This window comes from Nonomuraea glycinis (assembly GCF_035920485.1).
GTDB lineage: Bacteria > Actinomycetota > Actinomycetes > Streptosporangiales > Streptosporangiaceae > Nonomuraea > Nonomuraea glycinis.
Genome location: NZ_CP109166.1, coordinates 636,432 through 649,215, shown reverse-complemented (window position 1 = coordinate 649,215; position 12,784 = coordinate 636,432). Strand labels below are relative to the sequence as shown.

The window sequence follows — 12,784 nt, the reverse complement described above, 5'->3', positions numbered from 1 at the left end:
ATGACAGACGCGGAACTCCGTCAGCGGGCGCTGAAGGTGGTGCCCGGCGGCATGTACGGGCATCTCAACGCGGCCATCTTCGCCCCCGGCTACCCGCAGTTCTTCGCGCGGGGCGAGGGATGCCGGCAGTGGGACGTGGACGGGCGCGAGTACATCGACTTCATGTGCAGCTGGGGACCCATCGTGCTCGGCCACCGGCACCCGCGCGTGGAGGAGGCGGCGGCCCGGCAGCTCGCCCAAGGAGACTGCCTCAACGGCCCGGGACCGGTCATGGTCGAGCTGGCCGAGCTGCTGGTCGACACCGTGCCGAGCGCCGACTGGGCGATGTTCTCCAAGAACGGCACCGACGCCACCACCCAGGCGCTGATGGTCGCCAGGGCCGCCACCGGCCGGACGAAGGTCCTCATGGCGCACGGCGCCTACCACGGCGCCGACCCCTGGTGCACGCCCTCGACCGCCGGCACGACCCCGAACGAGCGGGCCGACCTGGTGGAATTCGCCTACAACTCGCTGGAATCGCTGGAGGCCGCGGCGGCCACCGTCGAGGGGGACGTGGCGGCGATCATCGTGACGCCGTTCAAGCACGACGCGTTCGAGGACCAGGAACTGGTGGAACCCACTTTCGCGCGCGGCGCGCGGGCGCTGGCCGACCGCCTCGGGGCCGCGCTGGTGATCGACGACGTGCGGGCGGGCTTCCGGATCGACCTGCGCGGCTCGTGGGAGCGGTACGGGGTGCGCCCGGACCTGACCGCGTGGTCCAAGGCCATGGCCAACGGCTACCCGATCGCCGCCGTCACCGGCACGGACGCGCTGCGCGGCCCAGCCCAGACGCTGTACACGACCGGGTCGTTCTGGTTCTCGGCGGTCGCCATGGCGGCGGCCAAGGCCACGATCGAGACCCTGCGCGACACCGACGGGATCGCCACCATGGAACGGGCCGGCACCCAACTGCGCGACGGCCTGTACGCCCAGGCCAAGGCGCACGGCTTCACCGTCAACCAGACCGGGCCGGTGACGATCCCCTGGCTGAGCTTCGACGGCGACGCCGACCTGTCCACGGCCCTGTACTGGAGCGACGCCTGCCTGCGGCACGGGGTCTACCTGCACCCCTGGCACAACTGGTTCATGTCGGCCGCCCACACGGAGGAGGACGTGGCCCGCGCCCTGGAGGGCACCGACCAGGCCTTCGCAGAAACCCGCACCCACTTCGGCTGATCCGCCCCTCCCGGCTGAGCACCTCGGCTGAGCAGTCTCTCTGCCGAGCCCTTCGGCCGAGCTGCCCCACTTGGCTGAGCCTCGGCGGAGCTGCCCCACTTGGCGAGGAATTGTCAAATGCTGGGGACGGCTAGGGCTGTGTTCGTGGCGTACGGGTGGCGTCGTAGTGGCGTCGGTTGCTGTTGATTTCTTGTCGGTGTGTGGTGGCCCATTCGGCAAGCGCGTCGACGGAGTCCAGCAGTGTTGCGCCAAGTGGGGTGAGCGCGTAGTCGACGCGCGGGGGAACGCTGGGGTGCACGGTCCGGGTGAGGAGGCCATCGCGCTCAAGTTGCCGCAGGGTCAGGGTGAGCATGCGCTGCGAGATCCCCGTGACCGCGCGGTGCAGTTCGCCGAAGCGCAGGGTTCGGTCGCGGAGCTGCCCGATGACCAGGACGCTCCACTTGTCGCCGATCAGGGCGAGGATCCGCAGCACCTGTCGGCATACCTCGTCATCCGGCTCGCGACCGCCCGCGTCTTCTGGCGCCGGTGGCGTGACGTCGCGGCGCCGCCCTGCTGGTGGGGTGCTCCTGGCGGGCGTCAAGGGTTACCTCCGTGTACGTCACTGACATGAATGTGCCGTCTTGCCACCGACCAGGCAGTGACAAATCATGCTGTTGCGAACAAAGAGTAACTGCCGCTGTGATCGGAAGGGATGTTGTGGTGGCGAAGACGCTCGTTATTGTCGGTGCCGGCCCGGGGCTGGGGATGGGCGTGGCCCGGGCTTTCGGCAGGCACGGCTTCCAAGTGGGACTGATCGCTCGGAGCAGGGACACCCTGGACGCTTTGGTGGGTGATTTGACCAGGCTGGGCATCACCGCTGCGGCTTTTCCCGCCGATATCCGAGATCGTGACGCGCTGGCCGATGCTCTCACCAGGGCCGGGGAGGCGCTCGGACCGGTCGATGTCCTGGAGTACAGCCCCAGCCCCACGGGGCCGATCACCCACGCCGCACAGACCACGGTGACATCCGCCGCCGCGCAGTTCGAGCTGCATGTGCTGGGCGCGGTGACGGCCGTGGGACAGGTGCTCCCGCAGATGCGCGCCCGAGGCGAGGGGACACTGCTGCTGACAACCGGTGTGTCGTCCACGATTGCCGCGCCCTTCCTGGCCAACGTGGGCCTGGCCATGGCCGGCTTGCGCAACTGGGCGCACGCGCTGCACGCCGAACTCCGCCCCCAGGGGATTCACGCGGCAACGGTGACGATCGCCTCCGGCGTCATCCCGGGCGACGAGGTGGCCGACCCTGATGCCATCGGCGCCCGCTACTACAGCCTGTACCAGCAGCCAGGCCGTGCGGAAGAGGTCATCGGTGACCTTGAGGCGTTCCGCGCCCTGGTCGCCGAGCGGGCCGACGGGCACGGCTGACCGGCTCCGTCGGCGGCAGGCCAGGCGGCGTGCTCGTCGGATCGTGCGACGAGCACGCCGCGTTCGAAGCGGGCTCCGGCGCGGACGAGGGCGACGAGGTGGGGCGCGTTCACAGCCCGCCAGCGGGCTTGGGCGGAAAGCGGCAGCACCTCGCCGATCTTCGGGGTCGCCCCTCTCGGCTGAGCCGCTCCGGGGGAACTGCCGGGCCGGACGTCCTCGACGGCATGCTCCGGTCAGCGCCGCCTGGCCGGAGCGGGTGGCTCACGCTCGGCCGCGAGGGTCCTCAGGCGCCGTTGGCGAGCAGGGGACCGAAGGCGATGGCGAAGAAGGTGTCGAAGGCTTCGGCGGAGCGGTCGGCGCGGGCCCGCAGGAGGGTGCCTTCCCAGGCGTTGAGGAGGAAGCGGGCGGTCATCTCGGGGTCGAGGCCGGCCCGGACGGCGCCGCCGCGCTGAGCCTGCGCGAGGGTGGCCGCGATCGCCGCCACCCACTGCCGGAATCCTTCGGCGACGCTGTCCCGGATCACTTCGCTGTGGTCGGCGATCTCGGCGCCGAAGTTGCCGAGCAGGCACCCCCGGGTGAACTCGAGCCGTACGACCTGGTCCCGGATGGCCTCGAAGTGGGCGCGCAGGCGGACCAGCGGCTCGTCCGCGCCGCCGAGCAACTCGTCGAGACGCCCCTCGCCGTAGACGCGCAGCACCTCGACGGCCAGCGTCTCCTTGCTGTCGAAGTGGTTGTAGAACGACCCCTTCGGTACGCCCGCCGCGTCGGTGATCGTCTTGACCCCGGCCGCGTTGTAGCCGTGCGCATGGAACTGCTCCAGCGCCGCCGTGACGATCTCGTTGCGCATGCTCCGCCTGGCCATGACACACCTCCGTCGTCAATATGGCCGGTCATCTCAAGCACTGTCAAATCTCGTACCGGCACTTGACGAACTTAAGACGACCGGTCATATTGAAGACGCCGCGAGGCGCGATGGCCTGGACGGCGCGAGCACCCAGCAAAACCCGACAAAGACCTATAAATCAGGCTTATTGGGTACGAGTCGTGACAAAGAAGGGGATATGACATGGACATCAACGGATCCGTGGCAGTGGTGACCGGAGGAAACCGCGGACTGGGCAGGCACTTCGTCACGCAGCTCATCGAACGCGGCGCCAAGGTGTACGCCGCCGCCCGCAACCCCGAGTCGGTCGACGTGCCCGGCGCGGTGCCGCTGCGACTGGACATCACCGACCCGGAGTCGGTGGCGCGGGCGGCCCGGGTCGCCGCCGACGCCACGCTGCTGATCAACAACGCCGGCGTCTCCACCCGCAGCAGGCTCCTCGACGGCGACCTGGACCAGATCCGCCTGGAGATGGAGACCCACTACTTCGGCACGCTCGGCGTCACCCGCGCCTTCGCGCCGATCATCGAGGCGAACGGCGGCGGTGCCATTCTCAACGTGCTGTCCGTCCTGTCCTGGCTGCACCCGCCGACCTCCGGCGCGTACAGCGCCGCGAAGGCCGCGAGCTGGGCGATGACGGACGCGGTGCGTCAAGAGCTGGCGCCCAAGGGCATCACGGTGACCGCCCTGCACGTCGGTTACATGGACACCGACATGGCCGCGTTCGTCGCTCCGGAGAACAAGACCGACCCGGCCGCGGTCGCCGGCGCCGCGCTGGACGCGATCGGGTCGGGCGCACCGGAGATCCTCGCGGATGAGCTGACCCGCGCGGTGAAGCGCGATCTCGCGTCCTCGCCGGCGGGCTGAGCCGGATAGCGTGGCGCCCATGGACGTCGAGCAGAAGCTGCGTGAGCTACCCGGATGGCGGCGTGAAGGCGACGAGATCCGCCGCACGATCACCGCCCCCGACTTTCCCACCGCCATCCGGATCGTCGACGCGATCGCGGTCCGGGCCGAGGAGCTCAACCACCATCCCGACATCGACATCCGGTGGCGCGAGCTGCACCTGGCGCTCACCACGCACGACCAGGGCGGCCTGACCGAGCTCGACTTCGCCCTCGCCGCACGGATCGACGCCATTGCGGCCGAATACGGTGCGTAGCCGAGCGGCTACTCTATAGAGTAGGTGCCCCGAGAGTCCCGCCCGTACGGACTCGTGCTCCAGAGGGGTTCACATGCGCCTGCCCGCACTTCTGCTCGCCCTGCTCGCGGCGGGCTGCTCCGGCGCGCCGGCGCAGCTCGCGCACCCGGCGGCACAGAGCGGCATCATGCTGAAGGGGAGCGGTGAGTTCTCCACCAACGATCCCGACATCATCACCTACGACCGCGGCCTGGTGCCGGTGGGCGCCCAGGCCAACGTCACCTCCGAGTCCACCGCGGGCCGGACGCTCACGTCCCTGGTGGTCGAGAACTTCCGGCCGGGCCGGGCCTACGGCGCCCATCTGCACACCAAGCCCTGCGGCACCAAGGGCGAGGACGCCGGTCCGCACTACCAGCATGTGCCCGGCCAGGTGAGCACCGCCAGCGAGGTCTGGCTCGACTTCACCACCGACGAGTCGGGGGCCGGTCATGCCAGTGCCCGTCACGACTGGAGTCTCGACTCCACCCGGCTGCCCCGATCCCTCATCGTGCACGCCCGGCCCACCACGACCTCCGGCCCCGACATCGGCATGGCCGGAGACCGCGCCGCCTGCCTGACCCTGAAGTGATCCTTCACCGGTGAGTGGGCCCACGCGGCCCACTCACCGGTCACGCGTGCCTGGCCGCGGCGGGGGTCGGCCGGGGCGTCGCGCATTACGCGTGGCCGGCCGGGATGGTGCCGAGCCTGCCCGCCTGGAAGTCCTCCATGGCCTGGACGAGCTCCGCCTGGGTGTTCATGACGAACGGGCCGTAGTGGGCCACCGGCTCACCGATCGGCTCGCCGCCCAGCACGATGACCTCCAGCGTCTCCGTGGTGGCGGAGATCGTGACGAACTCGCCGTCGGTGCCGAGCCCCGGGCGGTCGCCGAAGCCGTTGAAGACGGCCAGCTGGCCGCTCTTCAGCGGGCGCTTGTCGGCCCCGACCGTGCCGCTTCCCGACAGCACGTACGCCAGCGCGTTGAAGTCCTTGCGCCAGGGCAGCGCGAGCCGGGCGCCGGGGCTGACGGTCGCGTGCAGCAGGGTGATGGGCGTCTGCGTGCTGCCGGGACCGCTCTGGCCGGCCAGGTCGCCCGCGATGAGCCGTACCAGCGCGCCCCCGTCGTGGCTGGCGAGCAGCGCGACGCTGGAGCTCCGGATGTCCTGATATTTCGGGGCGGTCATCTTCTTGGCGCCCGGCAGGTTCACCCACAGCTGGATGCCGTGGAACAGCCCGCCCTGCTGCACGAGCCACTCCGGCGGCGCCTCCTTGTGCAAGATCCCGGCCCCGGCGGTCATCCACTGGGTGTCGCCGTTGGTGATGGTGCCACCGCCGCCGTTGGAGTCGAGGTGATCCATCACCCCGTCGATCATGTACGTCACGGTCTCGAAGCCGCGGTGCGGGTGCCAGGGCGTGCCCTTGGGCTCCCCGGCCGCGTAGTCGATCTCGCCCATCTGGTCCATCATCACGAACGGGTCCAGGTATGCGGGCTTGATCGCGGCCAGCGCCCGGCGCACCGGGAACCCCTCGCCCTCGAATCCACTCGGCGCACTCTCCACAGCGAGCACCTTGCGCTGCGGGGTGCCCGGTGCGGGCTCAGGCAGCAGGGGGAGGGTGAGCGGGTTGTCGACAGTTACGGCGGGCATGTCGGGCTCCTTCCAGCGTCAGGTGCTCCGGACAACCTGATTGAGCTTTCAACTATTCCTGGCGAGCGCGAACCCCCCTCGCACCAGCGCCGCGAACTCCTGGCCGACCTGGTTCTCATCGAGCGGTTCCGCCGGGTCGGCGCCCATCACCGTGACGACGAAGGTCCGGCCGTCGTCCGTGCGGGCGAGGTAGCTCAGGTCGAGCACCCCGGCCTCGGATCCGCCCTTGAACCACACCGAAGGCCACGTCCCCTTGTCCAGGCCGAGCCCGCCGTCCGAGAGGGACATCGCCTCGCCGACCCGCTTGTCGCCCAGTTTCGCCAGCTTGGCGTACGTGCGGCAGATGCCGGTGGGGGAGGCGAACCACTCGATGGTGTCGAGGTCGCGCGGCTCGGCCCAGGCGGTGATCTCCGAGAGCGGCACCTTGGCGACCGTCCTCGCCAGATAGGCGCGCTGCCCGGCGTCGCTCATGGACAGGTAGCGTTCGGCCAGACGCGGATGGTCGACACCCTTGAGCGTGAACAACTCGCGGGTGCTCAGCAGCGGCACGTTGCGCCGGTCGGCCGAGCGGGTCCAGGCGCGCATCGTCCGCTCGACCGCCTTCTTGCCCACCTTGTGGATCAGCAGGTCGGTGGCGGTGTTGTCGCTGATGGAGATCATCAGCCTGGCGGCCTCCAGGACGGTCACCTCGCTGCCGTCCGGCCGGTCCTGGAGCTGCCCGGTCGGCAGACTCTTCAGCTCGGGTGTGATCGTGAGCTTGGTGTCCCAGTCGAACGCGCCGCTCCTGATCCGTTCGGCGACCGTGCCGAGCACGTACAACTTGAACATCGAGCCGAGCGGGCGCTTCTCGCCCGCCGCGACGCCGTGCACCGGGCGGCAGTCGCCGCGGGTCACCTCGGCCGCGAGGAAGCCGACCTGCGGCGCCGCCTTGCGCAGCCGCTCGTCGAGCTCCTTCCAGCTCGCCGGCGTGGGCTGCGGGGTGGGCGGCGCGCTCAGCCGCGCGCCGGTGATCCTGCCGGTGGCGTCGACGGAGAGTTCAAGGATGTACGGCGTGCCGCCCGTTTCGACACGGGCGTACAAGGCGTTGGCATGCGCGACGGACAGGCCGAGCAGCCGCAGGTCCTTGATGGCCGCCAAGGTCTGGTTGAACGCCTCCGCCGGGACCTGGGCGAGGAAGGCGGGCGCCAGGTGCTCGGCCAGCTCGCTCTCCATGATCGGCGCCCTGGTCGAGGCGTCCAGCAGCCAGCGCAGCGCGTCGCCCAGCGGGGTGCCGGGGATCTCGACGTCGGGCGACGGGGACGCGGACCCGGACGCTCCAGGCGTGGCGGGCCCGGACGTTCCGGGCGTGGCGGTGGGAGAGGCGGGTCCGGACGCTTCGGCCGGGGCCGTGGGGGAGGCGGTCCTGGATGCTCCAGGCGTGGCCGTGGCGGTCTGCCCGGCGCAGGCGGTCATGGTGACGAGGGTCAGGGCGGCCGCCGTTGCCGCCATGGATCGCTTCACGGGAATTCCTTCCGTTCGGAGGACGTGATCCCAGCCAAGGCGATCCGGGAGTGCCCGCCCACCGTGTGAGCCACCGTTCCGGCGGGTGGGGTTGGCCGTACGGACTGTGCGGTCAACCTCATGGACACCGTCATGTCCGCTTTGTGACGATGTCTCTTTTACGCGGAGGCTCCTTATGCGGACGAACGTGGCGGCCGGCCTGCTGGCGCTGATCGCGGCCGCCGGGCTGACGACCGGCATGCTGCTGGAGAGCAGCCGGCCGTCGCAGTGGGCGTTCATCGCGGTCGGCCTGCTCCTGCCCGCGCTGGGCTGGCTGCTCGCCGCCCGGCGTCCGGAGGTGCGGTACGGCTGGCTGCTGCTGGTCACCGCGGTCTGTTTCGGGATCGGCATGCTGGGCGCCGGCCTGCTGATCCGCGGGGTGGCGGGCGGCTATCCGCTGGCCGCGGCGCTCGCCCTGTTCTACGGCCTGTCCTGGGTGTTCATTCCGCTGCTGTTTCCCGAGGGGAGGTTGCCCTCGCGCCGGTGGCGGCCGGTCGCGTGGATCGCGGGTGTCGCCATCGCGACGCATGCGGTCGGGAACACGATGATGACGATCATGCCGACCGGTTACAGCGACGTCTCGACACCCGTCGGACTGGTCGGCACGCTGGCGTCGACGATCGGTCAGACCGTCACCTGGATCATGTCCCTGGTCGTGCTCGGCGGACTGGTCGTGCGCTGGTGGCGCAGTGAGCGGCCCGAACGGGGGCAGTACGGCTGGATCCTCGCCGGCGCGGTGGCCGTCCAGGCCGGGATCGGGCTGGTCCTGTCCTTCAGCATGAGCGCCGCCCTGCCGGGGATCGGCATGATCGGGCTCGTCACCCTGGTCACGGCCCTGCCCGGCGCCATTGTGGTGGCGATCGTGCGGCATCACCTGCTGGACATCCGGGTGCGAATCCGGGGCTCGCGAGTCCTGCTGGTGTTCGATGTCCGCCCCACCGTGGACGAGGTGCTGTCCCGTCTCGGCTCCGCGCTGGAGGCGACCGCCGAGCCCGTGGAGCAGCTCGGCAGGCTGGCCACGGCGGTGCGGACCGGCCTGGACACCCGCTGGGCCGCCGTCACGCTCGCCGACGGCAGGCGGGTGGTCTCCGGCAGGGAAGACGGCCCGGCCGCCCTGACGCTGCCCGTGCGCGGCGGTCTGGGGCGGATCGAGTGCGGCCCCCGGGACCGGGGGAGCCTCCACGAGGAGGACCAGCGGTTCCTGGAGGCGCTGGCCGTACCCGCCGGACTGGCCATCCAGAGCGCCGGGCTGGCCGCGCGCCTGGTCAACGCGCAGGAGGCCGAGCGGCGGCGGATCGAGCGCAACATCCACGACGGCGTCCAGCAGCAGCTCGTCGCCCTGATCGCCGGAATCGAGCTGGCCCGCGCCACCGGCGGCGACGCCGAGACGCTCGGCCACCTGCGCGAGCAGGCCCGCCAGACCCTCCAGGACCTGCGGGAGCTGGCGGCGGGCATCCACCCGTCGGCGCTCACCCAGGGCGGCCTGGTGGAGGCCGTCGAGGCGCGCTGCGCCCGGTTGCCCGTGCCCACCCAGGTCTTCGCCCGCAGGGAGCTGCGGGGTGAGCGGTTCGCCGACGAGATCGAGGGGGCGATGTACTTCACGGTGAGCGAGGCGGTGGCCAACGCGCTCAAGCACGCCGAGGCGACCAAGATAGAGGTACGGCTGGACAGGACGGCCGGCCGGCTGCGGGCGACCGTGTCCGACGACGGCAAGGGGTTCGACGCCGGCGGGCTGGCGACGCTGGCCGACCGGCTCGACGCGCTGGGCGGCGGGCTCGACCTCGACAGCGAGCACGGGAAGGGGACACGGGTGGAGGCCTGGGTGCCGGTCGGTGGCTGAGACGATCAGGACGGTCGTGGCCGACGACCACTACCTGGTGCGGGAGGGCACCAGGCGGCTGCTGGAGATGTCCGGCGAGGTCGCCGTGGTGGGCGCGGTGGGCAACGCCGACGAGCTGCTGGACGCCGTACGGAGACTCGGCCCCGAGGTGGTGATCACCGACATCCGGATGCCCGGCGGCCGGTGGCGGGAGGGCTTCGAGGGCATCGACGTCACGCACCGCCTGCGCCACGAGCATCCCGGCGTGGGCGTGGTGGTGCTGTCGCAGTACTCCGACGCGCTGTTCGCCCTGGAGCTGTTCAAGCACGGCACCGAGGGAGTGGCGTACCTGCTCAAGGACCGGGTCGGTGACCTGGACGAGCTGCTCGGCGCGATCAGGGCCGTCGCCTCGGGCGGCTCGGTCATCGATCCCAAGGTGGTGGAGGGACTGCTGGACCGGCACGACGTGCGGGGCGAGCACGAGGCGCTCACCCCGCGCGAGCGCGACGTGCTGCGCGAGATGGCCCACGGCAGGTCCAACGGTGCCATCGCCAGGGCGCTGCACCTGTCGGTGTCGTCGGTGGAGAAGAACGTCAACTCCATCTTCACCAAGCTCGGCCTGGAGAACAGCGCCGACGTGCACCGCAGGGTGGCGGCGGTGCTCGCCTATCTGAAGCCCTAGCCGAAGACGGCGGGGGGTGGCACCGGGGCGAGGACCGCGTCCCCGTCCTTGATGGGCGCCGCCCCGGCGATGAAGTTCGTCAGCGCTCCGCCGTGCACGCATCTGGCCTGGGTGAGGCCGCCGGCGGCGCGGCGGGTGAGCAGGTCGAGGGGCAGCTCGGTGCGGGAGGCCGCGACGATGAGGTTGCCGAAGCGGCGGCCGCGCATGACGCCCGGCTCGGCCAGCAGCGCCACGTGCCCGAACGTGCCGGTGACGGTGGCCAGCAGGCGTCTGGCGAAGGCCAGGCCCTTGCCGTCGGCCAGATTGATCAGCAGGGTGCCCGACGGGCGCAGCACCCGGGTGAGGTCGCCCAGGTATTCGGTCGTGGCCAGCTCCACCGGCATGGTGGCGCCCATGAACGCGTCCAGGACCACCAGATCGGCCGAGTCGTCCCAGATCTTGGCGGTGCCCTCCCGGCCGCCCGCCACGATGACCTTGAGCCGCGGCACCGAGCGCAGGTCGAGCTGCTCGCGCACCAGGTTGACCAGCAGTCCGTCGGGCTCGATGACGATGTGCCGGGAGCCGGGGCGGGTGGTCGCGACGTAGCGCGGGATGGTGCAGGCGCCGCCCCCCACGTGCAGACAGCTCAGCGGACCCTCGTCCAGCAGGTCGATAACATCGGCCATGAGGCGTACGTACTCGAATTCAAGAAATGTCGGGTCTTGTAGGTCAACATATGACTGAGGTACGCCATCCTTGGACAGCACCCAGCCGTCCTGCCTGTCAAGATCCCGGAGCAGCTCGACCTCGCCGAATGTCACCGGGTACTGCCCGGGCATCGGCTCTCGCTGTCCACGTGCCACGTTGATCCCTCCTGGGAGAACCGTATGCGACGCCGAAGGTTGATTGTCCTCCTGAGCGCGGTTGCGGCGGTATTCGGGGCGGTCGCCTTCGCGGTCCTGGCCGCCGGCGGGGTCAGGGGCAGCGCCGCCGAGACCTCGGCCGCCTACTTCGCGGCCTGGCGGGCGGGGAACGTCGAGGCCATGGCCGCTCTGGTGCACGAGCCGCCCGCCGACTTCCGCCCCCGCCACCTGTCGATGAGCGCCGAACTCGGCGTCAAGAGCGTGGAGTTACGGCCGGGGGCGGTCAAGGTCACCGGAGAGGAGACGGCGGAGGTGCCCTTCAGCGGCAGCCGGATGCTGGAGACCTTCGGCGCCTGGCCGTTCGACGGCACGCTGCGGCTGGCCGTACGGAACCGGCACTGGAAGGTGCTGTGGGCGCCGGAGACCCTCCACCCGCTGCTCAAGGACGGCGGGACGGTGGAGATCGTGGACGTCGAAGGGCCCCCGGTCGAGCTGCTCACCAGGGAAGGCCACAAGATCCCCAACAACGGTTACGTCGAGTCCCTCCTGGCGCGGCTGCGGCCCGAGCTGGACGGGGACAGCGCGGGGTGGGCGCTGGTGGCGAAGGCGCCGGGCCGGCCGGAGCAGCGGATCATGACGGTCGAGCCCAAGCCCGACGTCCAGCGCACCACGCTGTCCAGCTCCGTCCAGGCCGCTGCCGCGCGGTCGCTGGACGGGGTGGAGGACTCCGCGATCGTCGTGCTCCGGCCCGCCACCGGCGAGGTGCTCGCGCTGGCCGACAGGCTGAAGGACAACTACAGCGCTTTCCACGACTTCTTCCCGCCGGGGTCCACCTTCAAGATAATCACCGCTGCCGCCCTGATGAAGGCCGGGCTCGAACCGGCCGCCCAGGTGCCGTGCCCGGCCACGTACAGCTTCCCGGACCGGCGGGCCTTCACCAACGACGGCGGGGTGGATCGCGGGCTGGTCTCCTTCACCGACGCCTTCGCCTACTCCTGCAACACCACCTTCGTCGAGCAGGCGCTCACCCGCCTGCGACGTGAGGATCTGCGCGAGACCGCGGCCGAGTGGGGGTTCGGCAGGCCGATGCCGACCGGCGCGCAGGGCGCGTGCGGCGCCATCGAGGACCCGGCGGACGCCGACTGGTTCGGCTCGAACGCCATCGGCCAGGGCTCGGTCGTCGTCAGCCCGCTCTGCATGGCCATGATCGCCGCCGCGGTGCAGGACGGCACCTTGCGCTCGCCCCGGCTGCTGTCGGACGAGCAGGTCCGTCACGTCGACGGCGAGCCGCCCCCGCCGGTCGAGCTGGACCAGGGCGTGGTGGCGAACCTGCGCGCCATGATGCGCGCCGTCGTGGAGCACGGCACGGCGAGCGGCGCCGGACTCCCCGACGGGGTGTCCGGCAAGACCGGAACGGCCGAGGTCGAGGGCGAACGGTCACATGGCTGGTTCGTCGGCTACCGCGACGACCTGGCCTTCTGCGTCTTCGTGCGGCACGGCGGATCGGGCAGGTCCGCGGCTGTGCCGATCGTCACTCGTTTCCTCAATGGGCTCTAACCTACGGTACCGTAGGTTAT

Annotated in this window: 13 protein-coding genes and 1 pseudogene; 8 read left to right on the top strand and 6 right to left on the bottom strand. The window is 70.8% G+C overall.

Annotation, left to right across the window (positions count from 1 at the left end; translation table 11 throughout):
• A complete protein-coding gene (locus tag OHA68_RS02915; protein ID WP_327106241.1) occupies positions 1-1,215 on the top strand; it encodes an aminotransferase class III-fold pyridoxal phosphate-dependent enzyme in 1,215 nt (404 codons plus the stop codon).
• Positions 1,216-1,345: 130 nt separating this feature from the next.
• Here the strand turns inward: OHA68_RS02915 and OHA68_RS02910 are convergent, their stop codons facing one another.
• Positions 1,346-1,795 carry a winged helix-turn-helix transcriptional regulator gene (locus OHA68_RS02910; protein WP_327106240.1) on the bottom strand — a complete coding sequence of 150 codons (450 nt, stop codon included), beginning with the start codon at positions 1,793-1,795 and terminating at the stop codon, positions 1,346-1,348.
• A gap of 119 nt (positions 1,796-1,914) precedes the next feature.
• Here OHA68_RS02910 and OHA68_RS02905 point away from each other — a divergent pair, with 119 nt between their 5' ends.
• Positions 1,915-2,619 (top strand): SDR family NAD(P)-dependent oxidoreductase, encoded by a 705-nt coding sequence (locus OHA68_RS02905; RefSeq protein WP_327106239.1) that lies wholly within the window; start codon positions 1,915-1,917, stop codon positions 2,617-2,619.
• Here the strand turns inward: OHA68_RS02905 and OHA68_RS02900 are convergent.
• Together OHA68_RS02900 and OHA68_RS02895 are read right to left on the bottom strand one after the other, a co-directional pair.
• A pseudogene (locus OHA68_RS02900) lies at positions 2,558-2,756 on the bottom strand (hypothetical protein); the annotation flags it as partial. The gene OHA68_RS02905 and the pseudogene OHA68_RS02900 overlap by 62 nt on opposite strands.
• Positions 2,757-2,902: 146 nt before the next feature.
• Complete coding sequence (locus tag OHA68_RS02895) at positions 2,903-3,481, bottom strand: TetR/AcrR family transcriptional regulator (protein WP_327106238.1); 579 nt, start codon at positions 3,479-3,481, stop codon at positions 2,903-2,905.
• 204 nt (positions 3,482-3,685) lie between these two features.
• Between OHA68_RS02895 and OHA68_RS02890 the strand changes: the two genes are divergently transcribed.
• The 3 genes from OHA68_RS02890 to OHA68_RS02880 all read left to right on the top strand — a co-directional run bounded on the left by OHA68_RS02890 (position 3,686) and on the right by OHA68_RS02880 (position 5,271).
• Positions 3,686-4,369, top strand: coding sequence for an SDR family oxidoreductase (locus OHA68_RS02890; protein WP_327106237.1), 684 nt, complete (start codon positions 3,686-3,688; stop codon positions 4,367-4,369).
• A gap of 19 nt (positions 4,370-4,388) precedes the next feature.
• Positions 4,389-4,664 (top strand): 4a-hydroxytetrahydrobiopterin dehydratase, encoded by a 276-nt coding sequence (locus tag OHA68_RS02885; protein ID WP_189136741.1) that lies wholly within the window; start codon positions 4,389-4,391, stop codon positions 4,662-4,664.
• Positions 4,665-4,737: 73 nt separating this feature from the next.
• Complete coding sequence (locus OHA68_RS02880; RefSeq protein WP_327106236.1) at positions 4,738-5,271, top strand: hypothetical protein; 534 nt, start codon at positions 4,738-4,740, stop codon at positions 5,269-5,271.
• Positions 5,272-5,356: 85 nt separating this feature from the next.
• Here the strand turns inward: OHA68_RS02880 and OHA68_RS02875 are convergent, their stop codons facing one another.
• Together OHA68_RS02875 and OHA68_RS02870 are read right to left on the bottom strand one after the other, a co-directional pair.
• A complete protein-coding gene (locus tag OHA68_RS02875; protein ID WP_327106235.1) occupies positions 5,357-6,325 on the bottom strand; it encodes a pirin family protein in 969 nt (322 codons plus the stop codon).
• 48 nt (positions 6,326-6,373) lie between these two features.
• Positions 6,374-7,825, bottom strand: a complete 1,452-nt coding sequence (locus tag OHA68_RS02870; RefSeq protein WP_327106234.1) for a serine hydrolase — start codon at positions 7,823-7,825, stop codon at positions 6,374-6,376.
• Between the two features lie 175 nt (positions 7,826-8,000).
• Here OHA68_RS02870 and OHA68_RS02865 point away from each other — a divergent pair, with 175 nt between their 5' ends.
• The gene (locus OHA68_RS02865; protein ID WP_327106233.1) at positions 8,001-9,704 is read left to right on the top strand and encodes a sensor histidine kinase; all 1,704 of its coding nucleotides are present in this window, start codon (positions 8,001-8,003) and stop codon (positions 9,702-9,704) included.
• Positions 9,697-10,365 carry a response regulator transcription factor gene (locus OHA68_RS02860; RefSeq protein WP_225276816.1) on the top strand — a complete coding sequence of 223 codons (669 nt, stop codon included), beginning with the start codon at positions 9,697-9,699 and terminating at the stop codon, positions 10,363-10,365. The genes OHA68_RS02865 and OHA68_RS02860 overlap by 8 nt, the downstream gene beginning before the upstream one ends.
• Here the strand turns inward: OHA68_RS02860 and OHA68_RS02855 are convergent.
• A complete protein-coding gene (locus OHA68_RS02855) occupies positions 10,362-11,207 on the bottom strand; it encodes a spermidine synthase (protein WP_327106232.1) in 846 nt (281 codons plus the stop codon). The two genes, OHA68_RS02860 and OHA68_RS02855, sit on opposite strands and share 4 nt — an antisense overlap.
• Positions 11,208-11,231: 24 nt before the next feature.
• Between OHA68_RS02855 and OHA68_RS02850 the strand changes: the two genes are divergently transcribed.
• Positions 11,232-12,764, top strand: a complete 1,533-nt coding sequence (locus OHA68_RS02850; protein ID WP_327106231.1) for a penicillin-binding transpeptidase domain-containing protein — start codon at positions 11,232-11,234, stop codon at positions 12,762-12,764.
• Positions 12,765-12,784 lie beyond the last annotated feature (20 nt).

Bases quoted from the DNA above. Each gene is read 5' to 3' on its own strand.
- OHA68_RS02895 (WP_327106238.1), bottom strand. From the start codon at position 3,481: ATGGCCAGGCGGAGCATGCGCAACGAGATCGTCACGGCGGCGCTGGAG.
- OHA68_RS02850 (WP_327106231.1), top strand. From the start codon at position 11,232: ATGCGACGCCGAAGGTTGATTGTCCTCCTGAGCGCGGTTGCGGCGGTA.
- OHA68_RS02890 (WP_327106237.1), top strand. From the start codon at position 3,686: ATGGACATCAACGGATCCGTGGCAGTGGTGACCGGAGGAAACCGCGGA.
- OHA68_RS02880 (WP_327106236.1), top strand. From the start codon at position 4,738: ATGCGCCTGCCCGCACTTCTGCTCGCCCTGCTCGCGGCGGGCTGCTCC.
- OHA68_RS02875 (WP_327106235.1), bottom strand. From the start codon at position 6,325: ATGCCCGCCGTAACTGTCGACAACCCGCTCACCCTCCCCCTGCTGCCT.
- OHA68_RS02865 (WP_327106233.1), top strand. From the start codon at position 8,001: ATGCGGACGAACGTGGCGGCCGGCCTGCTGGCGCTGATCGCGGCCGCC.
- OHA68_RS02885 (WP_189136741.1), top strand. From the start codon at position 4,389: ATGGACGTCGAGCAGAAGCTGCGTGAGCTACCCGGATGGCGGCGTGAA.
- OHA68_RS02915 (WP_327106241.1), top strand. From the start codon at position 1: ATGACAGACGCGGAACTCCGTCAGCGGGCGCTGAAGGTGGTGCCCGGC.